Annotated in this window: 25 protein-coding genes; 11 read left to right on the top strand and 14 right to left on the bottom strand. The window is 68.0% G+C overall.

Annotated features, from left to right (window positions below; translation table 11 throughout):
• Positions 1-70 precede the first annotated feature (70 nt).
• Positions 71-409: a hypothetical protein gene (locus HUA78_RS32800; protein WP_174477933.1), complete on the bottom strand. Its 339-nt coding sequence runs from the start codon at positions 407-409 to the stop codon at positions 71-73.
• Between the two features lie 246 nt (positions 410-655).
• On the opposite strand from HUA78_RS32800, the gene HUA78_RS32795 reads away from it, so the two are divergent.
• Together HUA78_RS32795 and HUA78_RS32790 are read left to right on the top strand one after the other, a co-directional pair.
• Entirely contained in the window at positions 656-2,281 is a 1,626-nt protein-coding gene (locus HUA78_RS32795) for a hypothetical protein (protein ID WP_174477932.1), read from the top strand.
• Between the two features lie 58 nt (positions 2,282-2,339).
• On the top strand, positions 2,340-3,380 hold the full coding sequence (locus tag HUA78_RS32790) for a DNA adenine methylase (RefSeq protein ID WP_174477931.1): 1,041 nt from the start codon (positions 2,340-2,342) through the stop codon (positions 3,378-3,380).
• Positions 3,381-3,389: 9 nt separating this feature from the next.
• On the opposite strand, the gene HUA78_RS32785 is transcribed toward HUA78_RS32790, so the two are convergent.
• From HUA78_RS32785 to HUA78_RS32770, 4 genes are all read right to left on the bottom strand, one after another.
• The gene (locus tag HUA78_RS32785; protein ID WP_174457818.1) at positions 3,390-4,070 is read right to left on the bottom strand and encodes a MotA/TolQ/ExbB proton channel family protein; all 681 of its coding nucleotides are present in this window, start codon (positions 4,068-4,070) and stop codon (positions 3,390-3,392) included.
• Between the two features lie 149 nt (positions 4,071-4,219).
• On the bottom strand, positions 4,220-4,762 hold the full coding sequence (locus HUA78_RS32780; RefSeq protein WP_174457819.1) for a DsbA family protein: 543 nt from the start codon (positions 4,760-4,762) through the stop codon (positions 4,220-4,222).
• Positions 4,759-5,322 carry a redoxin domain-containing protein gene (locus HUA78_RS32775; protein WP_174477930.1) on the bottom strand — a complete coding sequence of 188 codons (564 nt, stop codon included), beginning with the start codon at positions 5,320-5,322 and terminating at the stop codon, positions 4,759-4,761. Before HUA78_RS32775 ends, HUA78_RS32780 begins: the two co-directional genes overlap by 4 nt.
• Before the next feature lie 115 nt (positions 5,323-5,437).
• On the bottom strand, positions 5,438-6,649 hold the full coding sequence (locus tag HUA78_RS32770) for a hypothetical protein (RefSeq protein ID WP_174477929.1): 1,212 nt from the start codon (positions 6,647-6,649) through the stop codon (positions 5,438-5,440).
• Between the two features lie 178 nt (positions 6,650-6,827).
• On the opposite strand from HUA78_RS32770, the gene HUA78_RS32765 reads away from it, so the two are divergent.
• A complete protein-coding gene (locus tag HUA78_RS32765; protein ID WP_141640813.1) occupies positions 6,828-7,733 on the top strand; it encodes an RluA family pseudouridine synthase in 906 nt (301 codons plus the stop codon).
• Between the two features lie 273 nt (positions 7,734-8,006).
• On the opposite strand, the gene HUA78_RS32760 is transcribed toward HUA78_RS32765, so the two are convergent.
• The 3 genes from HUA78_RS32760 to HUA78_RS32750 form a co-directional block, all read right to left on the bottom strand.
• A complete protein-coding gene (locus tag HUA78_RS32760; RefSeq protein WP_174477928.1) occupies positions 8,007-8,765 on the bottom strand; it encodes a class I SAM-dependent methyltransferase in 759 nt (252 codons plus the stop codon).
• 108 nt (positions 8,766-8,873) lie between these two features.
• Positions 8,874-9,764: an MBL fold metallo-hydrolase gene (locus HUA78_RS32755; RefSeq protein ID WP_174457823.1), complete on the bottom strand. Its 891-nt coding sequence runs from the start codon at positions 9,762-9,764 to the stop codon at positions 8,874-8,876.
• Entirely contained in the window at positions 9,761-10,126 is a 366-nt protein-coding gene (locus HUA78_RS32750) for a cupin domain-containing protein (RefSeq protein WP_246136956.1), read from the bottom strand. Before HUA78_RS32750 ends, HUA78_RS32755 begins: the two co-directional genes overlap by 4 nt.
• 110 nt (positions 10,127-10,236) lie before the next feature.
• Here HUA78_RS32750 and HUA78_RS32745 point away from each other — a divergent pair, with 110 nt between their 5' ends.
• Positions 10,237-11,184, top strand: a complete 948-nt coding sequence (locus HUA78_RS32745) for a LysR substrate-binding domain-containing protein (protein ID WP_254624020.1) — start codon at positions 10,237-10,239, stop codon at positions 11,182-11,184.
• A gap of 43 nt (positions 11,185-11,227) precedes the next feature.
• On the opposite strand, the gene HUA78_RS32740 is transcribed toward HUA78_RS32745, so the two are convergent.
• Positions 11,228-11,812: a hypothetical protein gene (locus HUA78_RS32740; RefSeq protein WP_174477926.1), complete on the bottom strand. Its 585-nt coding sequence runs from the start codon at positions 11,810-11,812 to the stop codon at positions 11,228-11,230.
• A 120-nt stretch (positions 11,813-11,932) separates the two neighbouring features.
• Here HUA78_RS32740 and HUA78_RS32735 point away from each other — a divergent pair, with 120 nt between their 5' ends.
• Positions 11,933-14,035 carry a WD40 repeat domain-containing protein gene (locus HUA78_RS32735; RefSeq protein WP_174477925.1) on the top strand — a complete coding sequence of 701 codons (2,103 nt, stop codon included), beginning with the start codon at positions 11,933-11,935 and terminating at the stop codon, positions 14,033-14,035.
• A 94-nt stretch (positions 14,036-14,129) separates the two neighbouring features.
• On the opposite strand, the gene HUA78_RS32730 is transcribed toward HUA78_RS32735, so the two are convergent.
• Both HUA78_RS32730 and HUA78_RS32725 read right to left on the bottom strand, forming a co-directional pair.
• The gene (locus HUA78_RS32730) at positions 14,130-14,765 is read right to left on the bottom strand and encodes a TetR/AcrR family transcriptional regulator (protein ID WP_174477924.1); all 636 of its coding nucleotides are present in this window, start codon (positions 14,763-14,765) and stop codon (positions 14,130-14,132) included.
• A gap of 20 nt (positions 14,766-14,785) precedes the next feature.
• Positions 14,786-15,526 carry a 3-oxoacyl-ACP reductase family protein gene (locus HUA78_RS32725; RefSeq protein ID WP_174477923.1) on the bottom strand — a complete coding sequence of 247 codons (741 nt, stop codon included), beginning with the start codon at positions 15,524-15,526 and terminating at the stop codon, positions 14,786-14,788.
• A 379-nt stretch (positions 15,527-15,905) separates the two neighbouring features.
• Between HUA78_RS32725 and HUA78_RS32720 the strand changes: the two genes are divergently transcribed.
• On the top strand, positions 15,906-16,814 hold the full coding sequence (locus tag HUA78_RS32720) for an AraC family transcriptional regulator (protein WP_174457830.1): 909 nt from the start codon (positions 15,906-15,908) through the stop codon (positions 16,812-16,814).
• Between the two features lie 101 nt (positions 16,815-16,915).
• Here HUA78_RS32720 and HUA78_RS32715 read toward each other — a convergent pair whose 3' ends face one another.
• A complete protein-coding gene (locus HUA78_RS32715) occupies positions 16,916-17,632 on the bottom strand; it encodes an alpha/beta hydrolase (protein WP_174457831.1) in 717 nt (238 codons plus the stop codon).
• Between the two features lie 273 nt (positions 17,633-17,905).
• Between HUA78_RS32715 and HUA78_RS32710 the strand changes: the two genes are divergently transcribed.
• From HUA78_RS32710 to HUA78_RS32690, 5 genes are all read left to right on the top strand, one after another.
• Positions 17,906-18,193 (top strand): autorepressor SdpR family transcription factor, encoded by a 288-nt coding sequence (locus HUA78_RS32710; RefSeq protein WP_141640803.1) that lies wholly within the window; start codon positions 17,906-17,908, stop codon positions 18,191-18,193.
• Positions 18,190-18,873 carry an SdpI family protein gene (locus HUA78_RS32705; protein WP_174477922.1) on the top strand — a complete coding sequence of 228 codons (684 nt, stop codon included), beginning with the start codon at positions 18,190-18,192 and terminating at the stop codon, positions 18,871-18,873. The genes HUA78_RS32710 and HUA78_RS32705 overlap by 4 nt, the downstream gene beginning before the upstream one ends.
• A gap of 13 nt (positions 18,874-18,886) precedes the next feature.
• Complete coding sequence (locus HUA78_RS32700) at positions 18,887-19,927, top strand: S9 family peptidase (protein ID WP_254624019.1); 1,041 nt, start codon at positions 18,887-18,889, stop codon at positions 19,925-19,927.
• A 164-nt stretch (positions 19,928-20,091) separates the two neighbouring features.
• Positions 20,092-20,358 carry a hypothetical protein gene (locus HUA78_RS32695; protein ID WP_246136953.1) on the top strand — a complete coding sequence of 89 codons (267 nt, stop codon included), beginning with the start codon at positions 20,092-20,094 and terminating at the stop codon, positions 20,356-20,358.
• Between the two features lie 52 nt (positions 20,359-20,410).
• Positions 20,411-21,058 (top strand): hypothetical protein, encoded by a 648-nt coding sequence (locus tag HUA78_RS32690; RefSeq protein ID WP_174477921.1) that lies wholly within the window; start codon positions 20,411-20,413, stop codon positions 21,056-21,058.
• Positions 21,059-21,101: 43 nt separating this feature from the next.
• On the opposite strand, the gene HUA78_RS32685 is transcribed toward HUA78_RS32690, so the two are convergent.
• Together HUA78_RS32685 and HUA78_RS32680 are read right to left on the bottom strand one after the other, a co-directional pair.
• The gene (locus HUA78_RS32685; RefSeq protein WP_141640799.1) at positions 21,102-21,299 is read right to left on the bottom strand and encodes a hypothetical protein; all 198 of its coding nucleotides are present in this window, start codon (positions 21,297-21,299) and stop codon (positions 21,102-21,104) included.
• A gap of 396 nt (positions 21,300-21,695) precedes the next feature.
• A complete protein-coding gene (locus tag HUA78_RS32680; protein WP_174477920.1) occupies positions 21,696-23,774 on the bottom strand; it encodes a sodium-translocating pyrophosphatase in 2,079 nt (692 codons plus the stop codon).
• Positions 23,775-24,237: the final 463 nt, after the last annotated feature.

The raw sequence follows: 24,237 nt of genomic DNA, 5'->3' as shown, positions 1-24,237 counted from the left end.
ACGAGCCACCAGCTCGTCCGCACGGCCCGTCAGCGGGCGTGGAGGCGGGAGCGGCCAGTCGCCAGCCACCTCATCCCAGCGTCGCCGGGTCGACGACGTCGAGGTCCTGGAGCGCAAGGCCATGCGTGGGGAGTATCCAGAACACGCCGCGACCTTCCGGAGACCAGCCAAGCGCCCTTCCGAGCAGGATGGCGGCGCGAGCGTCCTGAGGCACGGCGGCCGCGCAATCGACCATGCCGCCGTGCTTGTTCACCAGCTTCACCGACAGCACCGGGCCCACCGGCCGCTCGTCGTCGGTCTGGTGCCACGCGCGCAGCGACACCACGCGCCTCCCACCGATGTGGGACCAGTCGCCCGCCCAGGCGAAGGTGACGTCATCGACCACGATTCGGCGGTGCTTCTTCTTCATGCACGGAGACTCTCGGATTCACCCAAGGGCCCTGTCAACGCGAGCCCCCAAGGCGACACGTTCACACGCCCTCGGCGCGGGAGCGCGGCGCCACTGCCCTCCGAAGTACAAGGTCGGCACGGTGTGTCGGCTCGATGTCACCTTCCACCCCGCACGCGGGCCCCCCGGGTGGGCGCTTCCGATATTCTTCGGGCGGCCGGACGTTCCAGCCCCGCCTGCGGAATTTCGAAGGAAGAGAGCCCTCCGATGCGTCGAGCCCTGGCCGGTCTCGTGTTGCTCCTCGCGGGATGTGCGACGACCGCGCGTCCCACGCAGGCGCCAGCCGTGGCGGAGGCCACGCCCCCCGTCGCGCCCGAACCCGAGCAGCCCCGTTACGAGCACATCTTCATGATACCCGTGGACAAGGCCCTGGCCGAGGCCACGAAGCTCATGACGGAGCAGGGCTGGGTCCTCAAGCCCCTCGAGGACCCGAGATATCTGCTGACCGAGTGGCGGACCGCGCAGCTCAGCGCCCAGTCCTGGGGATGGCAGAGCGACGGTGACTCCACGCGTTATCTGGTGGCCGGCGAGCTGATCTCCGAGCGCGAGTCCGTCATCCGCATCTTCCGCATGAAGCGCGTGGCCTTCAGCAACGACGTTGAAATCAAGCCCGAGGCGTCAGGGCAGCTGAACTCGCGGTTCATGCTGATGGAGCGGTTCGAGCAGAGCTTCGTGAGGAGAGGCGCACCCGTGGAGCTCGCCCAGCGGGAGCGAGACGTGGCGCCCTGGGTCGAACTGAACGGAGCCGTGCAGGGCACCCGGGATTTGGAGCTGGAGCAGACCCTCACCCTGCGATTGGAGTCGCGCCCCTCGCTGGAGACGCTCACCGGCTCGCTCAGCCTCGCGCGCGATGACTCCTTCGCCAGGGACCCGTCTTTCTATCTCAAGCGCTGGAAGGATGAGGTGCAGGAGCCCTGCGCACGGGAGGTCACCGGCTTCCAGTCGATGCTGCGGCCCGGGCTGACGGTGCTCATCGGCGAGCAGCTCGGCACCCGCGAGATTCCCGCCACTGTGGGAGACCTGGCGTGCGAGGCCACCCAGGCGGGGCTCGGCGTCACCGTGGCCCTCGCCATCCCGGAGAAGGAGCAGGAGCGCATCAATACCTATCTGGCGAGCCCGGGGCGCCCCGCGGACCAGGATGCGCTGCTGCGCGGGAACTTCTGGCGCAAGCCGCAGCAGGACGGCCGGGGAAGCCGCGCGGTGATGGACCTCATCGACCGGGTCCGGGCGCTGCGTGCCGCCGGGCGCTCCGTCTTCGTGGTGGCCATGGACACGGACATGAACCATGGGAAGGCACGCGACGCCTACATGGCCCGGAAGGTGTTGAACCCGCGCAGCGCGCGCCCCCAGGACGTGTTCCTGGTGCTCGCGGGCAATGCCCACACACGGCTGGGGGACGCGGACTGGAGCGACGACTTCGTCCCCATGTCGAAGCACCTGCTTCAGAGCACCCGGGATTTGAAGGTGCTGGAGGTGGGCTACGCGCAGGGCCGACGGTGGGGATGTGACCTGGAGCTGAACGGGGAGATGGACTGCAACATCATGGGCATCACCCCGGGTCCCCAGGTCGCGATTCGCCCGGAGACGCCCGCGGCAATCCGCATGCTCCCGGAGCTGGACGACGAGGGGTTCCACGGCTTCCTCGACGTGGGTGTGCTGACCGCCTCACTGCCCGCCATCGCCCTGCGCGGACACGAGCCACCCGAGCCCTCGGTGCCAGGAGAGTCCCCGGGCCCCGCGAACCTCGTGACTCCGACGGGGACCTCCGCGCCCGTGAACACCGTGCCCCCTCCACAAGACACCGTGCCCCCCGCGCGGCCTCCGACGCCGTAGGCCCCTGGGCGTCGCGGAGGTTGACCGGCGCCGAGGGCCTCGTCTACGTGAGCAGCCCGTGAGCCCCCCGCCCTCCATCGAGCGCTTCCCCGCGACCCGGTATCAGGGCAGCAAGCTCAAGGTCCTCGGGTGGCTCTGGGAGCAGCTCCAGTCCCTGGAGTTCGACTCCGTCGTCGACCTCTTCGGCGGCACGGGCTCGGTGTCCTATCTCTTCAAGGTGCAAGGCAAGCAGGTCCACTACAACGACTGCCTTCGCTCCAACCACCTCATCGGCAAGGCGCTCATCGAAAACCCCTCGACGCGCTTCGAGCGCGACGACGTGTCAGCACTGCTCGCCCGGCGGCAGCGGACCTATGGAGACTTCATCGCGCGGACCTTCGGTGGCATCTACTACCCGGACGACGAGAACCAGCTCCTCGATGTCCTGGCGCAGAACCTGGCCGAGCTGCCGGGTGATTACAAACAGGCCCTCGCGTACCACGCGGTGTTCCAGGCCTGCATCGCCAAGCGCCCCTACAACCTCTTCCACCGCGCCAACCTCTACATGCGAGAGGCGAGCGTCGAGCGCTCCTTCGGGAACAAGGCGACGTGGGACAGGCCCTTCGCGGACCACATCGCCAAGGCCGCCTCCGCCGCGAGTGACGCCATCTTCGACAACGGCCGGGTGAACGTCGCGACGTGTGGGGACGCGGTGCGGCTCGAAGCCCAAGCGGACCTGGCGTACCTCGACCCGCCATACATCTCGGCCAAGGGTGTTGGCGTCGACTACCTGGGCTTCTATCACTTCATGGAGGGATTGACGGAGTACAGCAATTGGCCGGAGCGGTTCGATGCCCGCTACAAACACAAACCCTACCGGCGGGTGGAGACACCGTGGGCCAGCCCGGCGCGAATCGCCTCCGCCTTCGAGGCGGTGTTCGAGCGGTGGCGGGACAGCATCCTCGTCGTGTCCTATCGCTCGGATGGAGTCCCCTCGGTGGAGGAGTTGAAGCGGATGCTCCAGCGTCACAAGCGCAAGGTCACCGTGAGAGCGCGGGACTACCAGTACGCGCTCTCCACGAACCAGACGAGCCGCGAGGTGCTGCTCATCGCCGAGTAGGTGAAGGAATCACACCACGGCGGAGCGCGCGCGCTTGAGGGCCCGCGCCGCGGCGTCGAGGAACTCGTTGCTGGCCTCGGCGAGGTCCACGGCGCGGGCATCCACCCAACCCTGCAAGGAGTTGTAGCCCATCACCGCGGGGATGGCGACGAGCAGCCCGAAGGCGGTGGTGACCAACGCCTCGGAGATGCCTGTCGAGATGGTGCCAATGCCGCCCGCCCCTGCCTCGCCCATCTGCTGGAACGCGGTGACGATGCCCATGGTGGTGCCGAGCAGGCCCACGAAGGGGGCGGTGGAGGCCACGGTGGCCAGATGGCCCAGGCCGCGCTTGAGACTCTGCACCTCGCGCTGAGCCTGACGCTCCAGGCTGCGCGCCACCGACTCCATCACCTCGTCACGACTGTCATCGGAGGAGATGCGGTACGCCGTCAGCCCCGCGCGGATGGTCCGGCCGAGGTAGCCCACGTCCGCGCCCAGCTTCGCGTGGGACGCGGTCTCGAAGTCCCCTTGAGAGAGCAACGTGGCCATCTCCGAGGCGAACCTGCGGGAGTGTCGACGGGACGCACGGAAAACCAGCGAGCGCTCGGCGAGGATGACCAATGACAGCACCGACATGATGCCCATCGCGATGACGATGCCCTGCGCGAAGAGGCCCATATGGGCCCACAGCCCCGAGAGGGTGAATTGCATGGCGGATCCGGAACGCGCCTCCTCGCGCGTGGGGCCACGAAGGCCCCTGGGTGGGAGCACCCAACCGCCACGGTACGCAGCCACTCGCCCACGAGGGTGTGTTCGCCTCCATCAGACGGTCATCATTCAGTCATGGACGACGCGTGGGCTCAGAAGTAGCTGGGCGACTCGATACCTCCGCCTTGAAGGACGGTGATGAGCGAGGAGGCGCTGAAGTCGCCTTGGTAGCGCGCGCCGTTGATGAAGAAGCCCGGGGTGCCGCTGACTCCGCTGCGCACGCCGCCCATGAAGTCGCGACGGATGCGCTCCAGGTAGCGGTGCTCGGAGACTTCGCGGGTGAAGCGCTCCATGTCCAATCCCAGCTTCTGGGCGTAGGCCAGCAGCGACTCGGGGTCGAGCGCCTGCTGGTTCTCGTAGAGCATGCCGTGCATCTCCCAGAATTTGCCCTGGGCATCGGCGGCCTCCGCGGCTTCGGCGGCCTGGAGCGCGTAGGGGTGCGCCTGGGTGAGGGGGAAGTGGCGGAAGACGTAGCGCAGCTGGTCGCCCATCGAGGCCAGCACCTTGTTCACTTCTTCGTAGGCCTGTCCGCAGAAGGGGCACTGGAAGTCGCCGTACTCCACCAGGATGACGGGAGCGTCGACAGGTCCGAGGATGTGGTCATGGGAACCCACGGGAGTGCGCAGTCTGCTCATGGCCGTGCCTCCTGCTCGGTGCTCTCCTCGCGCTGACTCAGGGACGGACCTCCATCGTCTTCGGCGGCGCGCTGCCCTGCGAGGCGCTCCAGTGCGTCCAGCACGCCGTCGGCACCAGGGTTGACCGCCACGGGCGAGACGTAGCTCCAGAAAATCTTGCCCTCGGCGTCGATGACGAAGAGCGCGCGTTCGGAGATACCGTCCTCTTCCCGGTAGGCATGGTAGGCGCGCGAAATCGCTCCCTTCGGGTGGAAGTCGGAGGCCAGCACCATGTGGAGGTTGCGCGCGCGGGCGAAGGCCAGATGGCACCACACGCCGTCGCACGAGATGGCGACCACCTTCGCGCCGAGGCGCTCGAACTCGGGCATCAGCTCGTTGAAGAGTGCCAGCTCATCGCTGCACACCGGGCTCCAGTCGGCTGGGTAGAACACCAGCACCAGCGGGGCCCCTCGGAACTCCTCGAGCGAGACCTTCTGGTCCGGAGTCACCGGAGCACGGATGGGCGGCGCGAGCGTGCCGAGAGGCAAGGGCGCGTTCGACTGTCTGGCGGAAAAGGCCATGAAATCCTCCTCGCGCAAAGCTGGGCCGTGGGGCCGCTGGCTGCACCGAGGGGCTCGGCACTCCACCGTCAGCGTGGCTGCTCTCGCGCCACTGCCACGCTGACCGTTCCAACGACTACCAGAGGAGGCTGCGCAACGTGGCGCCGTCCTCCACCCGCACCCACGGCTGGACCACCTGCGCCAGCGAGGGAAAGGGCCGTCCCGGGTCGGCGACGAAGAGCATGCCCGGGGAGGCGCCTACCAGCGTCTCCTGTCCGCGCCCGTCGCCATCGGAGAAGACCACCGTGAAATGGGCCGTGGCCCTTGTCGGGTCGTAATTATCGAGCTTCGCGGGCGTCGGCATGAACCAGGCCAGGGGCACCTCCACCTCCACGGCCTCCGGGGAGGTCCACCGAATCGTCGGCGGTGGCGTGTCCTTCTTCTTGGGAGGCTTGAACCACGTGGCCACGGGCGCCCCCTGTTTGTTGCGCGCGACCCCGAGTTCCACCTGCTGGTCCCTCATGAACCTGGTGGTGCCCCACTCCATCCATCGCAGCTCGAGGTGGTCCGCGGCGAGGATGGCCTTGGGACTCGCATCCGCGGCGACCACTGTCTTGTCATCCCTCAGCCGGACACTGACCACCATCAGGTCGCCCCGACGACGCAGGCTCACCGTCAGGTCCGCATCCTCGGGCCCCTTCCAGTTCTCCGGGCCCCAGGTGACCTGTCCCGGAGAAGGAAGCACCGTGGACTCCAGGTCCGACACCACCCGAGCCGAACCCTCCCACTTGGACTCATTCCCTTCGGAGTCCGGGTCCTCGGGGTCCGGTGGTGTGTAGTGGAACGCGGCGGCGCTCTGGGCCAGCAAATCCATGCGCCTCAAGCTGAAGCGTGGATTCACGTTGCTCGCCACGAGCATCGGGCCCTTCCGGTCGAAGCGCAGCGTCACCGATGACGAGGTCCCCGCGCCGGCACGTTGCAGGAGCAGGGTCGGCAAGCCCGAGCCGGAGGCGGTCGAGGTGGGCGACGGACAGCCCAGAGGCTCGTCCACTCCCGCGCCTCCGCTCATCGCGAAGCGCTCACCACTGGCCAGTCCCACCAGCGTGACGGGAGGTCCGTCCCAGGTTTTCGGACGGTCGACTGACGCCATGGGAAAGCAGACCACCTCGTCCTCGCGACCATCACCGTCGAGGTCCACCTGGTACCGCTCAGTGATATTCGGCGCCTCCTCCTTCACGCGCGCGTCGAACCAGCTCGCGAAGGAGACAGGTGCAGGCGCCGGTTTCGCTGGGGCGGCGGGTACGGAATGCAGGGCGACGACCAAGGGCAGCCAGGGGGCGAAGGCCATGGCTGTCTACTGAACCCTGGATGCAACAGTCTCGCAAGGACAGCCTTCAGGGAGCGCCAGCTCCACGTCCCAGGGGAGCCATGTGTCACCCCCTTGTGGGCGGTGAGCAAGACGCGGAGTACGGCGGCGGGAAGCGGAGTGTCTCCCACCACGAGGGCACGCGGTGTAGGGTGCGCGAGTGCTGCTCAACGATGGCTATGTGTACCGCGAGAAGCTCGGGAGCCGACCGGGCAGCAGCGCGCTCGCCCACCTGACGGACAAGTATCGTCACTCCTCGGAGGAGGAGTGGCGGGCGCGCTTCGCGCGGGGCGAGGTGCGACTCGACGACGTCATCGCCGACGGCTCGGAGTCACTGAGGCCGGGGCAGCTACTCTGCTGGCACCGCCCACCCTGGGAAGAGGCGGACACTCCGCGGTCCTTCGAGCTCGTGTACGAGGACGCGGAGCTGGTCGTCGTGGTGAAGCCGAGCGGACTGCCGACCCTGCCCTCGGGAGGCTTCCTCAAGAACACCCTGCTCTCCTTCGTCCAGGCGCGATGGCCCGAGGCGGTTCCCATGCACCGGCTGGGACGCGCGACGTCGGGCCTCGTGCTCTTCACCCGCACCCGCGACGCCGCCGCGCGCCTGGCGAGCGATTGGCGCGAAGGCCGCGTACACAAGCGCTACCGCGCACTCGCCCAGGGAATCGCGACCCAGGAGACGTACGACATCCGCGCGCCCATCGGACTGGTGCCCCACCCGCTGCTGGGCGAGGTGCATGGCGCCACTGCACGGGGAAAGCCCTCACACAGCACGGCCCGCGTGCTGGAGCGGCGCACCGAGCACACCCTCTTCGAGGTGGACATCCACACGGGACGCTCCGAGCAGATCCGCATCCACCTCGCCTTCATCGGCCACCCGCTCGTGGGGGACCCGCTCTTCGCCGTGGGGGGACTGCCGTTGGCGGAGCACCCGGGCCTGCCCGGAGACGGCGGCTACCTGCTGCACGCGGAGTCGCTCACCTTCCAGCATCCACGCTCGGGCGAGCAGGTTCAGCTTCAGGCGCCGCTCCCGCTCGAACTCCACGCCCAAGGATCCTCGCGGTAACGCCGAGCGACTCCCCATCCAGCGGTCGAACCCCTCGTGCGCGCCGGCCACCGGTCGCCACGCAATGGGATGTTCGACCGTGAGGCACGGACAGGCCTCTGGCCCATCACCCAGGCGGGCCGCGTCCGCACGCAAGGGCCTGTTCGACCGTGAGGCACGGACAGGCCTCTGGCCCATCACCCAGGCGGGCCGCGTCCGCACGCAAGGGCCTGTTCGGCCGTGAGGCACGAACAGGAGGTCGTCGGCCGGGATGCCGCGGGCGGGCGGCCTGCGTCAGGTACCGGTCTTCTGGCCCTGGCTCAGGTCCAGGTCCGCGAACCGCCACAGCCCCATGTGGCGGCCCTTGTGAGCGTCCTCCACCAGGTGGATGGGCTCCGGAAAATGGAACGGCGCCAGCCGCAGGTTCACCGGCCGCCACATGCCGGTGACGATGTCCTCGTTGCGGCTCAAGCCCACATGGGTCGTCGCGAGCAGGTGCTCGGTGCCGCTGCGCCGGAGGTTGGCCAGCGCCCGGAAGATGTTCCGATACGACAGGTGGATGAACAGGTCCCTCACCATGACCAGTCCCACCTTCGGAAGGTCATCCTGGATGAGGTCTCGGACGATGAACTGGCGGCGCTCGCTTCCATGTCGCTGCTGGTTGAGCGCGATGAGGTCCGGGACGATGTCCGCGCCGATGTACTGCTCCAGGTCCAGCTCCACGTGCTGCATCCAGTTGAAGTCGCCGCAGGGCACGTCCAGCATCGTCCTTGCCTGGGCCTTGCGGAGCACCTCCGGCAACTCGCGGCGGATGGACTCCGTCGCCTTCAGCGTGGAGCCCGGCCCCGAGCGCGACTCCGAATCCAGCCAGAAGTTGTGCTGGTAGATGCGCGAGAACCAGAGCTGCCGGTACTTCTGCTCCAGCGCCCCGAACTGGGGAACGTGCTCGTTGAGCCGCGTCCGCGCCGACGACACGGCCTCGTTGAGGTACGACTTCATCGTCGACCACACCACGGCACGCCGAGGGCTCTTGGGCGAGGAAGAGGAATCCATGGTGCGAGGGGCCTTTCGCTGACGCGGAGAGAGTGAAACATTGTATGCGAAGCTTCACTCTCCGTGCCACACCCCGCCATTCCCCTCCCGGCCTCCGCGCGCGGGGACTCAGCCCCGAGCCTGCCAGGTCAGCCACTCCCCCGGACGCGCCAGCTCCACGTTCACCTTCCTCTTGCGCGCCGTGGCCAGGAGCAGCGCTTCCGCGCCCGGAACCTCCTGATAGTCCTCGGAGGACGTGACGCCGTAGTGGATGGGCACGAGGAGCTTTGCTCCCAGCACGACAGCCGCGGCGACCGCCTGCTCCGGGGTCAGGACGCCATGCACGTCGCTGACGGGCTTGCGCCAACCGAAGCGCGCCCCGTTGATGGGCAGGAACGCCGCGTCGAAGGGGCCGAACTGACGTCCGATGTGCCACCAGGACCCGTGCCACAGCGTGTCACCGCAGTGGATGACGCGGCGGCCTCCACCGGAGACGATCCACGACACCTGGGTGTCTCCGTAACCATCCTCGGCGGGAACGGCGGTGGCGGTGAAGTCATTGAGCAGGACCGGCTCGTAGAGCGGAGCGGGCCGCACGCGGAAGCCCGACGCGGCGGCGGTCGCGGCCATGTCCGGGGGGCACACCAGCGTGCCGGTGTCGCCCAGCGCCTGACGGACGGCCATCCGGTCGAAGTGGTCGGGATGGCGATGCGTCACCAGCACGTAGCGCCCGCCGTCACCCGCGTCCATCGGGACGAGCGGATCCTTCAGCGCGGCCCCCCACACGGTGGAGTCGACCAATGGGTCCAGGAACAGCGTGTCCTGACCGAGCCGCAATCGCACTCCGGCCCAGGCCAGCCGCTGGGCGCGCAGCGTCGCGGTGTCGACAGGTTTCGTCGCGCGTCCCACGCCAGGGGATGACAGGACCGCGCCCGCGGAGAGCACGGCCGCCGCACGCAGGAAGTCCCGGCGGCCCGTCCGCGCGGGCCGAACCAGCAGGTCCCCGTTGTCGATGCTCATCGCGCCACCGAGGAGGCCACGAGATTGATGCCGAAGAGGCGCACGCCGGTCTCGGTGCGCGGCTGGTGATGGCTCGCGGGTGGGAAGAACAGGTAGGTGCCTGGGCCCAGGCGCTGCTCTCCCTCGATGAGCTCACCGCTCACCACGAAGACCTCCTCGCCGGTGTCGTGGACGTCCACGGAGGGCCACTGAGCTCCGGGAGCCATGTCCACGACCCAGACCCTCACGTCACGTGTGCTTGGCAGGTCCCTGCGCAGGCAGCCAGGGCCGACGATGACGGGCTCGATGTCGTCGATTCGCACGGACGACCAGGGGGATACGACAGGGCTCTGCGGGCTCGGGAAGCTGTCGGTGTGGGGCATCTGTCCGCCCTCCTTGCATGGGGACGCCAACGTTAAGGAGGCCGAGGCCATGAGCGCAGCGAAACGATTTCTCCATGATGCTGAATGGGGTTCATGTGAAACTGCCCGGCATGCTCGAGCTCCGTCACTTCAAGCTGATTGCCGCGGTCGCCGACACCGGGAGTCTGGCCGCCGCGAGCCGGCAGCTCCACCTCACGTCCTCGGCGCTGAGCCATCAGCTCCGCGATGCCGAGGAGCGCCTGGGCGTGCAGCTCTTCCAGCGCCGCCAGCGACGGCTGCTCCTGACCGGCTCGGGCGAGAAGCTGCTCGTCTCCGCGCGGCGCGTCTTGAGCGAGGTGGCCCAGGCCGAGGCCATCTGCCGCGCGCACCCGCAGGACGACCTGCTGCGGCTCAGCACGGGTTGCTACACGGTGTACGGCTGGCTGCCGCCCATCCTCGGGCGATGGCAGGCCGAGCACCCGCGCGTCGAGCTGCGCATCGTCCTGGAGGCCACGCGCCAGCCGCTGGGAGCGCTGCTGAATGGCGAGCTGGACCTCGCCTTGACGACGGACGTCCCTCGGCAGGCCCGCCTGGCGCAGACGGCGCTCTTCGAGGACGAGCTCATGCTGGTGGTCCCCGAGGGCCACGCGCTGGCGCGACGAGGGCACGTCACGGCGCGGGAACTGGTGTCGGAGAACCTGCTCACCTATGCCGCGCCTCGGGAGCAGCTCGACATCTTCACGCGCGTGTTCTGGCCCGAGGGCCTCGAGCCGCAGCGGGTCTCCCCCGTGCCCCTCACCGAGGCGCTGATTGAGCTGGTGCGTGGCGGCGTCGGCGTGACGGCGCTGCCCGAATGGATGCTGCCGGCCCAACGCAACGGGCTGCACACGGTCCGACTCACCCCTCGCGGAATCCGCCGCCGCTGGAGCGCCGTCACCCGAGCCTCCCGCCAGCGCTCCGCGCCGCTGACGTATTTCATCCAACTCCTGAGCGAGCGATTCTCCCTCCAGGGCAAGGCACGGCCACGGGCGGCCTCACGAAAGGGGATTCAGCCGAACGTGGAAGGCCGCGCTCGATGAACCACCCAAGGATGGAAGGGTGCGGGACCTGCTCCCGACCGCGTCACCGCGGATAGGAGTCTCGAGCGCCCTGTTCGCGCGCCTGCTGCGCGTCCTTCCGCGCCTTCAGCTCGCGGTCGTACGCCTCTCTCTGCTCTCGTTGCCGGAGAAGCACGGGCGGGTACTGCTCGAGGATGAGGGGCGCGAGCTGCTCCAGGGCGCCCTTGAGCGCGGGGAGCGCCACCCGGTCCTTGTCGACCAGGACCTCCCACGGCTCCGTCCTGGACTGACGGGCCATGTCGAAGGTGACGCCCTCCGTCCTCCGCTCGATGGGCACGTCGACACCGACGACCTCACTGGACTCGGCACACGAGAAGACCTTCACCGAATCCGAGGAGCCGAAGACCTGGCGACCGCCACGACGCGCGCCGTACTCAATCCTGCACGCGTCCAGGGGTTGCATTTGTGACTGGATGGACGCCAGCTCCGCGAGGCCCCCGACATCCTCCGAGGTCCGCGCGAAGTTCCGGCCGCCACGGAGAAGCATCATCGCGAGGCCCAGGACGACGAGCAGCCCCACTCCGGCGGCGATGAGGAGGGGGGACTTCGTGCGGCGGTTGTCCGGAGGCGGCATGGGCGGAGTGTGCATCAGGCCCGCACGCTAACGAAGCGCCATACCCAAGGCCACCGACGTCTGAGTGGCGTCGCTCTGGAAACGCGCGCTTGAAATCGTCTTCGCACGCCGGCTTCGCTACAAAGGAGCCCAGACATGAGCGGACCGAGCTGGCGACTGGTGATTCTGGCGTGGGTGCTCACCTCCTGTGCGGCTCGCCCCGCCCTCCGCCAGGCCGAGACCCTTCAACCCTCCCCGACCGAGCAGGACCTCCGCGCACGCGTGTATCTGGCGAAGGGGGACACAGCCCTCGAGTCCCGACAGTGGGGGCTCGCCGTGGGCTACTTCTCCGTGGCTCGCGCGACGCAGGACTCCGCCGAGGCGCGATGGGGCCTGGGCTGGGCAACGGACCGGGCCTCCCGCCAGCTCTGGACGACGAAGACAGAGGGCTCCGTGCTCGCGGCGGCCTTCTCGCCAGACGGGAAGCTGCTGGCCTCGGCGGGCTTCGACGCCGTCATCCGTCTCTGGAACACGGCCAGCGGTGAGCCGGTGGCGGAGCTGAAGGGCCATGCGGCGGAGGTGCACGCCGTCGCGTTCTCTCCGGACGGCCGCCTGCTGGCCTCCGCCGGACGGCCGGGAGAGATTCGCCTCTGGGATGTTCGCACGGGCCAGCAGGTGGCCGTCTTCCAGGGACACACCGATGTCGTGCGGGGACTGGCCTTTGCCCCCAGCGGAAATCAGCTCGCGTCATGCGGATTGGACAAGACCGTGCGCGTCTGGGACGTGGCGACTGGCACGGAGCAACTGCGTTTCGAGCACGACGCGTATGCCGTCGCCGTGGCCTTCTCGGGGGACGGCCGATGGCTGCTGTCGACGAGCATGGACAAGACCGCTCGCGTCTGGGACCTGGAGACCCGCGAGGCGCTCCATCGCCTCACCGGCCATGAGGAGATGGTGGTGTCGGCCGCCTTCTCCGCCGATGGAAGCCTCGCCATGTCGGCGGCCTCGGACCATTCCATCCGCTTCTGGAATCCCCGGTCCGGGCAGCTCGTCGACGTGTTGAGAATTCAGGCCGACATCTCGACGACAGCCATCGACCCTCTGTTCCGGCTCGTCGTCCAGGCAGGCTGGGATGGGCGCGTGCAGCTCTTCGATGCGCGCAGCGGCGAGCTGCTGGAGCGCCTGGATGCCCACCGCGCCGCCGTGGCGTGCATCGCCTTGTCACCGGATGGACGCACCTTCGCGTCCGGGGGAATGGATGGAGCGCTGCATGTCTGGGCCCGGCCCGCCTCACCCGCCGAGGTGATGCTTCGAGGTCACGAGGCCTGGGTGGAAGCACTGACCTTCACCCAGGAGCAGGAGCTCCTCACCGGGGCGGAGGACGGCGTGCGCCGCTGGAACCTCGCGGACAGGAGCGCCCCCGCATCACGAGCAGAGCGCACGGAGGCGGTGGTCTCGCTCACGTCGAGCCCGGACCGTCGGCTTCTCGCCGCGGGCACACTGACGGGACAGGTGCGCTTGCTCGAAGCCGCCACGGGCCGGCAGCTCCGTGAGCTGTCCACGGTGAAAGGCTCGGTGCGGGCGCTCGCCTTCAGTCCGGACGGGAAGGTCCTGGCCGTGGGTGATGAGCGGGACGTCTCCTTGTGGTCGGTGCCGGACGGCGTGCTGCTCGGGCGACTCGTCGGGCACACGGGGAAGCTCTGGGCCCTGGCCATCGACTCGACGGGGACGCGGCTTGCCTCCGGAGGCGCGGACAAGGTCGTGCGTCTCTGGGACCTGGCGCGACGCCAGCCCCTGCGCCAGTGGGACGTCGGAGACCGCGTCCGCGCACTCGCCTTCACGCCGGGCGACAACCACCTGGTGACGGCGGGGATGAAGCAGCCCATCCGGCTCTGGAACGCCAGCGATGGCCTCCTGCTGAAGAGCATGGATGAGGGCGCCGTGGGCGTGCTGTCGCTGAGCGTGTCGCCCGATGGCAGGTTCCTGGCCTCCGGCGGCATGGACATGCGGGTGAAGGTCTGGAGCCTTCCCAGCGGGGAGTTGCTGGGCAGCGTCCGGGGCCAACAGGGCTTTGTCTCGGCGGTGGCCTTCTCACCTGGGATGTCCGTGCTGGCTTCGGCATCCTCCGACCGCACCCTCCGACTCCTCCACTTCGACACCCTGGAGCATCCTCCGCCCGCGGGAGCACCCCTCTCGGAGACCTTGCTGCGTCATGGGCTCGTCTGGGACGAAGCGCGGCTCGTCATCCAGAACCGCTAAAGGCCCTCGACTTCAGCCTCGGCACCCACGAGCCCGCGCGGATGAATTGCCCAAGGGGGCGAGAGTCGACGGCTCCTGGCTCGTTGATGACAGCTCAACCGGCGACAGGTGGCCACGCGAGCATCGCGGCATCGATGATGGCGGTCAGCTTCTCGACGGAAGCACCATCGCGGGCCTGGATGGACAGTCCCTCGAGCACCGTGGTGTAGAACGCGGCGAGCTTCTCCACGGGAGTGGACTTGGGAAGCTCTCCGTTGGCGACTCCCCGCTGGAGCCGGCGCTTCAACGCGCGCTCACCGCTCAGGCGGTTCTCCGCGAGGAAGCTCCGCACCGCCTCGTTCTCCGGCGCACCCAACAGCGACGCCAGGACAATCATGCACCCCCGTGGCTTGTCGGCGGCGGTATAGGCCCGTGCATTGGCGCGCAGCATGTCCTCCACCGCCGCGCGCGCGGAGGTCGCTTCCTCCAGGCTGCGCGAGACATGGATGCCTTCGGTCCGGTCATAGAGTTCGACGGCTTCGCGGAAGAGCTCCTCCTTGCAGCCGAAGATGGAATAGAGGCTGGGCTTGTTGACGCCCATCGCCTCGACGAGGTCCTGGATGGACGTGCCTTCGTAGCCACGTGCCCAGAAGACACGCATGGCCTCGACGAGCGCCTCGTCGCGGTCGAACCCTCGGGGCCGCCCCATCACGGAGACGGGCTTCTGCTTCTTCGCCTTCTTCGTCGTCATCTGTCGCCTGCTGACGCGGGTCACGCGGTGAAGCCGCCATCGACCGCGATCGAAGCCCCCGTGATGAAGCGCCCGCTCGGGCCCGCCAGATGTCCGACGGTGGCGGCGATGTCCTCGGGTCGAGCGAAGTGCTTGACCGCCATGAGCGCCAGCTCGGCCGAGACCTGGGGACCATCCGCCGGATTCATGTCCGTATCGGTCGACCCGGGGTCGACCACGTTCACGGTGATGCCTCGCTCGCCGACTTCCCGCGCCAGGCCCTTCGTGAGGCCCACCAGCGCGGACTTGCTCATCGCGTAGAGCGTGACGCCGCCATAGGGAACGCGCTGAGCGAAGCACGAACCGATGGAGATGATGCGGCCACCGTGGGTCATGTGGGCGAGCGCGGCTTGAGCGGCGACGAACACGCCTCGGACATGGACCGCAAGGGTCCGGTCGATTTCCTCGAGGGAGACTCCTTCAAACGGTCCGGACGGAAAGATGCCGGCGTTGTTGACCAGGATGTCGAGGCGCCCCAGCTCCGACACCGCGCGCTCCACGGCTTGCCGGACCGCGTGGGCGTCACCACTGTCCGCCTGGATGGCCACGCAGCGGCGGCCCTGCGCCGTGAGCTCCTCCACCAGCGCGGCCGCCTTCTCCCCGGAGCTCGCATAGGTGAAGGCGACGTCCGCTCCGCCCCTCGCCAGATGCCGGACGATGGCGGCGCCGATTCCCCGCGTACCACCCGTCACCAATGCCGCCTTGCCACTGAACTCCGCCATGTCGGCCTCAACTTATGTACCGGTCGTTTAAAATATCTAGAGCCCGAGGTCTCCTTCGTCAACACTTTTTAACCGACCAGTTCATATGTGCGCATGGGCCGCCCCGCCCACGCGCGAGGGTGGCGTCACCCTCACTGACACCGCCCCCTCCATGGCGTGGACAGACTGCTTTGGCGGCCGGATGGACATGTGGCATTGGCCTGGGAGGTATCCCGTTGATCGAGACACGACATCTGACTTCAACGGCCTGCCACCGACAGAATTTTCCCGCACGGACGACGCCGGACTCCATCATTCCCGCATCGAGGGCCAATCATCGTTTACGGAGAAATCGGCCATACATAGGATGACCGATGGCTCTTGGTTCGCGGAGACTCGCATGACGGATTCGCGTTCGACTCGACGGGCTGAACTTCCCTTCACCGCGGCCTTTGGGGCGCAGCTCCAGTCCCGCGTGCTCCAGCGCTCAAACCTGGTCGCCGGCGAGTTCCGGTCCGACGCCCCCAACGAACTCATCACGGGCACGGTGCCGCGCGACGAAGCATACGTGCTCACACTGCATCTGCGAGAACGACCGCGAGGCGCCATGCGCGCGGAGAACCGCTGGATACAGCCTCAGAACTTCCACGCGGGGCATGCCGGCATCGTCGACCTGCGTTCGACACTGACCTCGGAGTATGTCGGGCCGTTTCACTACGTGAGCATCTATCTGAAGCGACAGGCACTCGGGGCGTATGCCGCGGACGCGGGTGCACAGACGCTCGATGATTTGCGTCACCAGCCGGGCGTCGGCTTCTCGGATCCCGTCGTACAACACCTGCTGCTCGCACTACGCCCTGCGTTGGCTGCTCCGGAGGAGGTCAGCACGCTCTACGCCGACCACGTGGCGCTCGCGCTCGTCACGCATCTGGCGAGCGGTTACGGCGCATTCCACGCAGCGCGCACGAACCTGCGAGGCGGCCTGAGTCCGGCGCACGCACGACGCGTCAAAGAACTCATTGATTCGCGCCTGGACGGTTCGGTTTCACTCGCTGAGCTCGCCCGTACGTGCGGGCTTTCCGAGCGGCATTTCTCCCGCGCCTTTCGCGAGACCACCGGCCAGCCGCCGCACCGCTGGCTCGTCGGGCGGCGACTGGAGAAGGCTCGACGATTGATTGAGGCTGCCACCCAGTCACTGAGCGAAATCGCCGTGGCCTGTGGATTTGCCAATCAGAGTCACTTCACGCGCACGTTCACGCGAGTGGTCGGAATGAGCCCGGGCGCCTGGCGACGCCAGCGCCTGCGCTGAGGCATCATCTCCCTGGCCTCAGGCGGCGCGCAGCCGCGGCGTTCATGTCCGCGACCGACTTCGGCTGCGAGACGTAGACGGCGTGGCTGCCGGCAACCTGGCTACTGGGCCTTGGCCGCGAGTGACCTGGCCGCATCGGAGATGATCGCGGCAACCTGCTTCGGTCGCGAGACATAGACCGCATGACTGGCGGCGACTTCTCTGACCGTCGCGCCGGCGCGCTTGGACATGTTGCGCTGGGCCGCCGGCGGGATCATCCGGTCATCCGACGCAACCAGGTACCAACTCGGCTTCGTCTTCCACGCGGGCTGCGAGATCTTCCCTCCCAGCGCCTCCACCCCCCAGGGCACCTGGGAATCGGCCATGAACGCAGCCGTGTCCGCATCGAGGTCAGCCGCGAAGGACGCGCGGAACTTGGAGCGGTCGAGGAAGAGGAAGCCGTCCTGCGGCGGCAGGATGGGCGGGACCGGCGCGTCGGGCGGGGGGTTGGCGATGAGCGACGAGACCGACTCGCCCGCGTCAGGTGCGAACGCGGAGATGTACACGAGCCCGACCACCTTCGGGTCGTTCCCTGCCTCGGTGACCACGACGCCGCCATAGGAGTGCCCGACGAGCAGCACGGGGCCCGTCTGCGCGGCGATGGCGCGCTTCGTGACCGCGACGTCGTCGGCCAGGGACAGCGTGGGGTTCTGCACGACGGTGACGTTGTAGCCCTCCTTCTTCAGGAGCTTGTGGACGGACGCCCAGCCCGCGCCGTCGACGAATCCGCCATGAATCAAGATGATGCTGACTGCCATTGCAGCCGTAGGGGAAGCCATGGGTTCTCCTTGTCCGCTTGTGCTGATGGGGTTTGCGCTGCGGGGCACGACTTGCGTTGCGCACCGTGCGACCCCAATAGGAGCGGGCATCCCATTGCACAAGCACCCGAGCCTTCCCCCACGCGCTTCGTGACCGGATTGGCCAAGGCGCGGCAAGAACGTGAAAGGGAGAGGCGGAATCACCCAGGGCACACGTCTCCCCTCCCCTGCCCCCCTTGACAGGATTTTCGAAGTCGTTATTTTGAAACCCATCAAACAATCAAAAAGGTAGCGATGCGGACGCAGGAAGTCTTCAAGGCGATTTCGGACCCGACCCGGCGCAAGGTGCTCAAGCTCCTGCAGGGCGGCTCGAAGAGCGCGGGGGAGCTCGCGGAGGCGTTCGACATCACGAAGGGGTCGTTGTCGCATCACTTCAACGTCCTCAAGGCCGCCGACCTGGTGCGCTGCGAGCGACGCGGACAACAAATCGTCTACTCCCTCAACACGACTGTGTTCGAGGACGTAGCGGCCCTGCTTCTCGACCTCTTCAAGGTCGACAAGCCGAATGGAGAAGAGCGATGAGAATCAGCCGCGCGAACGTGCTGAGCCTGGGACTCGTCATCGCGTCGTTCGTGATGGCGGCCGTGCTCTACAGCCGACTCCCGGAAGCGATACCCACGCACTGGAATGCGCGGGGAGCCGTGGATGGCCACACGCCGAAACCGTGGGGGCCCTTCGTCCTGCCGTTGATGATGGCCGGCATCTATCTATTGCTGGTGGTGCTCCCCCGGATTTCGCCCAAGGGCTACCGCATGGAGCGGTTTCAGGGTGTCTTCGAATTCGTCCTGGCAACGACGCTCGCGTTCCTGTTCCTGATGAATGCCTTGCTCCTGCTCGCGGGCATCGGGACCGCCGTACCCATGGAGCGAGTGGTTCCCGCGGCGACGGGCCTGCTCTTCGTGCTCCTGGGCAACGTCATGGGGAAGCTCACCAAGAACTTCTTCGTTGGCATCCGAACCCCCTGGACGCTGGCGAGCGACGAAGTCTGGCTTCGCACGCACCGCCTGGGCGGAAGACTCTTTGTCCTCGCGGGCATCGTCATCTTCGTCGCGGGGCTGCTGGGCGCCGGGCCGAACCCCGTGCTCGTGGCCGTTTCCATCGCCTGCATCATCCCTGTCATCTACTCGTACGTCCTCTATCGCCGCATCGAGGGGGGCAAAGGCAGGTCGACGAACAACGAAGGCCCACGACGTTTCGTGTGACGAGGAGAGCCACATGCTTCGCGCTGCCTGTCGCCCTTCAGACGCCGCCCCTCATCGGGCGAAGATGCTTGGAGTCATCACCCTGGTCGCCGCGGCCTGTGCGAGTTCGCCGGAGCCTCGTGTGTCGGAGCCCGCCCCCGCGAAGGTCGTCGTGCAGCCCACGTCCGCCACGCCCGCCGTCAACGGCGCCGCGTTCCGGACCGAGGAAGTCTCCGTGGGACGAGCGCCGTTCCTGCTGAAGGGCACGTTGACGGTGCCGACCGGGAGCGGCCCATTCCCTGGCGTCGTCCTGGTCCACGGCTCTGGTCCCCATGACAGGGATGAGAGCATTGGCCCCAACAAGCCCTTCAAGGATATCGCCGAGGGGCTTTCGTCTCGCGGCATCGCCGTCCTGCGCTACGACAAGCGAACCTTCCAGTACGGACAACAGCTCACGAACACCTCCATCGACGATGAGGTCGTCGTGGATGCAGTCGCGGCCGTGGGCGTCCTCAAGGCACGTCCGGAGATTCATCCCGAGCGGGTCTTCGTGGTGGGGCACAGCCTGGGCGCCCTCCTCGCTCCGGAGATCGCGGTCCTCGCGGCGCCCGTCGCGGGCGCGGTCCTGTTGGCGCCTCCCGGACGTCCGCCCTGGGACCTGGTGCTCGCACAACTGAGGTATCTCGAAGTACCGGCCGAGAAGCTCGCCGAGTTCGAGCAGACCGTGGGCCTGCTGAAGGCAGGGAAGCTCGGCACCGGGACACTGCTGGGAGCGCCCGCGGCATATTGGCAGGACTGGGCGTCACGCGACGGCGTCGCCATGGCCCGGAAGCTCCAGCGCCCCATCCTCATCATGCGAGGCGCACGGGACTACCAGGTCACCGACGAGGACCTGTCGCCCTGGAGAAGTGGTCTCGAAAGCGTTGCCCAGGTCGAGGTGGTGACTGTTCCGGAGAACAATCACCTGTTCATCAAGGGCACCGGCAAACCCGGGCCCGCCGAATACGCGGTCCCAGGTCATGTGGACGAGCAGGTCGTCGAGAAGCTCGCGTCCTTTCTCCTCTCCAAGCCGTAGCGCCGGCTCCGTTCGACGTGCGCCCTGGGGGGCATGGTAGACAGAGGGGCATGGATGCGACGCACGCTCCGTGCCCCCTACATCCCGAGCGCCCCGCGGAGGGGACCTGCAGCCGCTGTGGCACCTTCCTGTGTGAAAGGTGCCGCAAGTGGCAGGTGGGACGGATGCTCTGCTCGCGCTGTCACACGGTGGCGTTGGGGGAGAAACCCTCTCAGCGCGCGACGCTGGCGCTCATCTTCGCCACCGTGGGCTTCATCGGCTTCGTGCCGGGACTCGTGGGGCTCGTGCTGGGCTACCAGGAGCTGGCGGCCATCCGGCGCGGCACCTCACCGGGCTCGGGCGAGGGCTGGGCCCTGCTCGCTCGCAACGTGGGCTGGTTCCACCTGACGGTGCTGCTCATCATCGGCCTGGGATGGATGGCGCGGAGCTGAACGGCTAGCGTCGGCCTCTCGACCCGGTCCGGGTCAGAGATGAGGGCTTCACATGGGTGCGAAGAAGCTGGCGCTGGAGGAGGGCGGGCCGCAGCGACTGGAGCTGTCGTGGGGACTGGCCTGGAAGAAGTTCACGGTCATCCTCGATGGCACGGTCGTGGGGACCACGGACGGCGGGTCGTCCGCGCTCAAGAAGGGCGTGAACTTCACGCTCCCGGACGGAAGCACCCTGAGCGTTCAAATCCAATCCGGGGTGTTCAACGTGGAGCTGGCGGTGCTGCGCAACGGGCTGCCCCTGCCCGGGTCCTCCACGGACCCCGAGCAGCGGATAAAGTCCGCCGCGTACATGCTCTACTTCCTGGCGGGCTTGAACACCCTGCTCGGCGTGGTCGCCATGGTGACGGAGAATGAGGAGCTGACAGCCCTGGGGATGGGCGTGGGCTCCCTCCTCTTCGGCGCGGTGACCGCGGTGTTCGGCTTCTTCACCTATCGCGGCACCCGCGCGGGCCCCATCCTCGCCATCCTCCTGTACCTCAGCGACACGGTCCTGACGGTGATGGACACCATCAACCAGGGCGGCAAGCCCCAGGTCTTCGGCCTCATCATCCGCGCCTATATCGTCATCACGCTCGTCAAGGCGGTGCAGGCCGCGGGCGAGCTGAAGCGCCGTGGCGAGGCGGGCGTGTCGCTCCAGCCCTGACGCCCGAATCCCAGACGCCGACGCGCCTGGCGCGCGGTCGGCGTCAACGGACCACTTGCTCCCGCTGCATCAGGGGCGCGACCTGGCGCTGGATGGCTTGCAGTTGATGGAGCTTGTCCCTCAGCGAGTCGCGCAGCTCGCGCATGTCGGTGTGGATGACCTCGTCATGCAGGTCCTCGATGCTTTCAGCCAGACAGGCGTAGAGGAGATGAATCTGCTGCTGGGAGAGCTCCAGGACCATGGGACACCTCTCTGACAGCGGAACAGCGGTGGCACTCATCCCTCACACCCGAGGGAGCGGGTGCGAGCGCGTCAGGCTCGCGAGGGTCGCTGCTGCTGCCCCCCCATGCCTGGTGCGCAGGCGGTCGCGAAACACCCCGAAAGGTAGCACGCGCGCACGCACCGCCCCGGTGCCCCGCATGGCGGAGTCCGCGAGGTGTTCGCTGTCTGACATTGGAGGAGCGAGCCGCTTGCGGGCTCACGCGTCCAGGAGGTGCGCAGGGCCAAAGGCCCGCGTCTTCCTCCCGTCGGAGCTTCCGAGGACCCACGCGGCCCCTGGAGGAGGCCGCGAGGTCCGTGCCACTGACCGCCGTGCGGCGGCGCCTCGGAACCGAGGCGCCGCGCCACATCACGCGGACTACCGGAGCGCGATGAGGGAGGCCACGAGCAGCGAGACGACGCTCATGACCTTGATGAGGATGGCGACGCCAGGACCCGAGGTGTCCTTGAACGGGTCGCCCACCATGTCGCCGACGACGGCGGCCTTGTGGACGTGCGAGCCCTTCGCGTGGCCCGGCAGCTTGCCCTTCTCGATGTACTTCTTGGCGTTGTCCCACGCGCCACCCGCGTTGGCCATGTAGAGGGCCATGGTGGCGCCGACGACGAGCGCACCGGCCAGGAGGCCCGCCAGGGCGCTGGGCCCCAGCACGTAGCCCACCAGCGGCGGGGCGACGACGGCGACGAGACCCGGGAAGATCATCTCGCGCAGCGCGCTCTTGGTCGCGATGTCGACGATCTTCTTGGGGTCGGGGTCCGCCTTGAGCTCCATCAGGCCCGGAATCTCGCGGAACTGGCGGCCAATCTCCTCGACGATGGCACCCGCCGCGCGACCGACGGCGAGCATCGTGGAGGCGCCCACCATGAACGGCAGGATGGAGCCGAGCAGCAGGCCCACGATGACCTTCGGGTTGGTCAGCAGCAGGCTCATCTCCGGCAGACCCGCCGCGATGCGCGTGTGGTTGACCTCCATGTTGAACGCCGAGAAGAGCGCGATGACGGTGAGCGTCGCCGAGCCGATGGCGAAGCCCTTGCCGATGGCCGCCGTGGTGTTGCCCACCGCGTCCAGCTCGTCGGTGATGGCGCGGACCTCGGGGCCCAGGCCGGACATCTCGGAGATGCCACCCGCGTTGTCGGAGATGGGGCCGTAGGCGTCCACCGTCATCACGACGGCGGTGCCACCCAGCATGCCCACCGCGGACAGCGCGATGCCGTACAGGCCGAGCGCCTGGTCGGCGATGTAGGCCACCAGCGCGATGGTGGCCATGGAGATGCCCACGCTCTCCATGCCGACGGCGAGGCCGCGGATGAGGTTGGTGCCGGCGCCGGTGATGGACGCCTCCGCGATGCGCTGCACGGGCGTGGAGGACGTGTAGTAGTCCGTGACGAGGCCGATGATGGCGCCGCCGAAGGCGCCTGCGGCCAGGGCCACCGTGATGTTCTGGGAGAGTCCGAACACGTTCATCATCACGAACGACAGGCCCACCAGGATGACGGGGGGCAGGATGAGGGCGCTGCGCAGCACCTGCGCGGGGTTCATCTTCTTGAGGGCGCGCGCGATGAAGATGCTCAGCAGGCTGACGATGAGGCCCACCGCGGACAGCACCAGCGGGAGCACCACGCCGGCAACCTTCGCGCCTCCCGTGGCCGAGGAGTCGACGACGAGGCGGGAGAGCTCCGTGGCGTTGGCCGTCAGGGCAATCGCCATGGCCGCGACGATGGCGGCCACCATGGACTCGTAGATGTCGGCGCCCATGCCGGCCACGTCGCCCACGTTGTCGCCCACGTTGTCGGCGATGACGCCGGGGTTGCGCGGGTCGTCCTCGGGGATGTTCTCGATGACCTTGCCGGCGATGTCGGAGCCGACGTCCGCGGCCTTGGTGTAGATGCCGCCGCCCACGCGCGCGAAGAGCGCGATGGAGCTGGCCCCCACGGCGAACGAGTGGAGGATGGGCGACAGCTGCGCGTGGCCCCTGAAGAAGTAGTAGACGCCGCCCATGCCAATCAGGCCCAGGCCGGCGACGGCGAGCCCCATCACCGCGCCGCCATCCAGGGCGACCAGGAGCGCGTTCGGCTTCGAGCCGGTGCGAGCGGCCTGCGCGGTGCGCACGTTCGCGAACGTCGCGGCCTTCATGCCGATGTAGCCCGCGAGCAGCGACAGGAACGCGCCCACCACGAAGCTCACGCTCGCGAGACCGCCGAGGGCCCAGCCGATGAACACCGCGATGACCGCGCAGTACACCGCGAGCACCTTGTACTCACGGACGAGGAACGCCATCGCGCCTTCGCGGATGTAGCCCGCGATGCGATTCATCGTCGCGTCGCCGTCGGGGAGTGCCTTGACCCGGAAGTAGAAGAACGCAGAGAAGAGCAGCCCCACGGCGCCGATGACACCCGGTGCGATTGCCCAGAAATTCGACTCGAGACTCGACAACTCCATCCAATCCTCCAGAGCAGTCCCCGGGGCTGATATCCCCCCTCTGGGGCGCTCGCGTGCCGCGCACGTTGCGAGCAGGCCCTATACGGGATTTCCACCGAACCTGGGAGCCTTCTGGGAGCGATCAGGGAGGCGGCCTGTCGAGGGAGGGCGCTGGTGCAGGGAGGCGAAGAAGGGCTCATGACGCCCGCTCTCACGCCTCCACGGGGAAGGGGCTTCACTCCGAGTCATCCTCGGCGAGCCCCTGGCCGGGGAGCGGGGAGCATCCGCTCCCAGTGTCACATCCGAGGCGGGAGCCAGGCCGCACGCACCCAGAGCGAAATCATGGTCTGTGTTTCACCCGTGGGGTGAATCCCGACTTCTTCGTCCGCGCCCGTTTCCCCGGGCGGAAGCGGTGCTCAGCGCCTGTATCAGGGCTCGCGGAGACGACGCCCGCCCGCCCTGGGGAGGGCGGATCGGCTGTCCA

Source organism: Myxococcus sp. CA033, assembly GCF_013336625.1.
Lineage (GTDB): Bacteria > Myxococcota > Myxococcia > Myxococcales > Myxococcaceae > Myxococcus > Myxococcus llanfairpwllgwyngyllgogerychwyrndrobwllllantysiliogogogochensis.
Note: the sequence above shows the minus strand (reverse complement) of the source record. Positions and strands in the feature narration are given on the sequence as shown.

Bases quoted from the DNA above. Each gene is read 5' to 3' on its own strand.
- HUA78_RS32710 (WP_141640803.1), top strand. From the start codon at position 17,906: ATGCGGACGCAGGAAGTCTTCAAGGCGATTTCGGACCCGACCCGGCGC.
- HUA78_RS32720 (WP_174457830.1), top strand. From the start codon at position 15,906: ATGACGGATTCGCGTTCGACTCGACGGGCTGAACTTCCCTTCACCGCG.
- HUA78_RS32770 (WP_174477929.1), bottom strand. From the start codon at position 6,649: ATGGCCTTCGCCCCCTGGCTGCCCTTGGTCGTCGCCCTGCATTCCGTA.
- HUA78_RS32680 (WP_174477920.1), bottom strand. From the start codon at position 23,774: ATGGAGTTGTCGAGTCTCGAGTCGAATTTCTGGGCAATCGCACCGGGT.
- HUA78_RS32735 (WP_174477925.1), top strand. From the start codon at position 11,933: ATGAGCGGACCGAGCTGGCGACTGGTGATTCTGGCGTGGGTGCTCACC.
- HUA78_RS32725 (WP_174477923.1), bottom strand. From the start codon at position 15,526: ATGGCGGAGTTCAGTGGCAAGGCGGCATTGGTGACGGGTGGTACGCGG.
- HUA78_RS32685 (WP_141640799.1), bottom strand. From the start codon at position 21,299: ATGGTCCTGGAGCTCTCCCAGCAGCAGATTCATCTCCTCTACGCCTGT.
- HUA78_RS32795 (WP_174477932.1), top strand. From the start codon at position 656: ATGCGTCGAGCCCTGGCCGGTCTCGTGTTGCTCCTCGCGGGATGTGCG.
- HUA78_RS32760 (WP_174477928.1), bottom strand. From the start codon at position 8,765: ATGGATTCCTCTTCCTCGCCCAAGAGCCCTCGGCGTGCCGTGGTGTGG.
- HUA78_RS32745 (WP_254624020.1), top strand. From the start codon at position 10,237: ATGCTCGAGCTCCGTCACTTCAAGCTGATTGCCGCGGTCGCCGACACC.
- HUA78_RS32695 (WP_246136953.1), top strand. From the start codon at position 20,092: ATGCTCTGCTCGCGCTGTCACACGGTGGCGTTGGGGGAGAAACCCTCT.
- HUA78_RS32780 (WP_174457819.1), bottom strand. From the start codon at position 4,762: ATGAGCAGACTGCGCACTCCCGTGGGTTCCCATGACCACATCCTCGGA.
- HUA78_RS32750 (WP_246136956.1), bottom strand. From the start codon at position 10,126: ATGCCCCACACCGACAGCTTCCCGAGCCCGCAGAGCCCTGTCGTATCC.
- HUA78_RS32690 (WP_174477921.1), top strand. From the start codon at position 20,411: ATGGGTGCGAAGAAGCTGGCGCTGGAGGAGGGCGGGCCGCAGCGACTG.
- HUA78_RS32700 (WP_254624019.1), top strand. From the start codon at position 18,887: ATGCTTCGCGCTGCCTGTCGCCCTTCAGACGCCGCCCCTCATCGGGCG.
- HUA78_RS32740 (WP_174477926.1), bottom strand. From the start codon at position 11,812: ATGCACACTCCGCCCATGCCGCCTCCGGACAACCGCCGCACGAAGTCC.
- HUA78_RS32715 (WP_174457831.1), bottom strand. From the start codon at position 17,632: ATGGCTTCCCCTACGGCTGCAATGGCAGTCAGCATCATCTTGATTCAT.
- HUA78_RS32730 (WP_174477924.1), bottom strand. From the start codon at position 14,765: ATGACGACGAAGAAGGCGAAGAAGCAGAAGCCCGTCTCCGTGATGGGG.
- HUA78_RS32775 (WP_174477930.1), bottom strand. From the start codon at position 5,322: ATGGCCTTTTCCGCCAGACAGTCGAACGCGCCCTTGCCTCTCGGCACG.
- HUA78_RS32705 (WP_174477922.1), top strand. From the start codon at position 18,190: ATGAGAATCAGCCGCGCGAACGTGCTGAGCCTGGGACTCGTCATCGCG.
- HUA78_RS32785 (WP_174457818.1), bottom strand. From the start codon at position 4,070: ATGCAATTCACCCTCTCGGGGCTGTGGGCCCATATGGGCCTCTTCGCG.
- HUA78_RS32800 (WP_174477933.1), bottom strand. From the start codon at position 409: ATGAAGAAGAAGCACCGCCGAATCGTGGTCGATGACGTCACCTTCGCC.
- HUA78_RS32755 (WP_174457823.1), bottom strand. From the start codon at position 9,764: ATGAGCATCGACAACGGGGACCTGCTGGTTCGGCCCGCGCGGACGGGC.